Raw genomic sequence first — 552 nt, forward strand, 5'->3', positions numbered from 1 at the left:
CCGGCCATGGCCTGCTCGCGCAGGCCCTCGGCGCTCACCGTGTTGCCCTTGCCGAGCAGCAGGACGTTCACGGGGAGCCGGTCCAGCGCGCGGTGGATCGCCTCGAGGTGCCAGGCGCCGGGCGTGACCGTCGTGGCCTTCGTGCCCTCGCTCGGCCCGGTCCCGCCGCCCGCGACGGTCGTGATGCCCGTCGCGAGCGCCTCGACCACCTGGGACGGCGAGATGAGGTGCACGTGCGAGTCGATGCCGCCCGCGGTGAGGATCTTGCCCTCGCCGCTCACGACGTCGGTGGACGGGCCGATGTGCAGGTCCGGGTGGACGCCGTCCGCGACGTCGGGGTTGCCCGCGCGGCCGAGCGCGACGATCCGCCCGTCCCGGATCCCGACGTCGGCCTTGACGATCCCCCACCAGTCCAGCACGACGGCGTTCGTCACCACCGTGTCGAGCGCGCCCTCGGCGCGGGTCGTGGTTCCCTGCGCCATCGACTCGCGGATCGACTTGCCACCGCCGAAGTCGGCCTCCTCGCCCCCGAACGTGCGGTCCTCCTCGACC

Annotated in this window: 1 protein-coding gene; it reads right to left on the reverse strand. The window is 73.9% G+C overall.

From position 1 onward, the window contains the following. Window positions 1-552: amidohydrolase family protein (locus G3I78_RS47285; RefSeq protein ID WP_164436795.1), on the reverse strand; the 552-nt coding region annotated here is incomplete at both ends.

The organism is Streptomyces sp. SID13726 (assembly GCF_010548375.1).
Classification (GTDB): Bacteria; Actinomycetota; Actinomycetes; order Streptomycetales; family Streptomycetaceae; genus Streptomyces.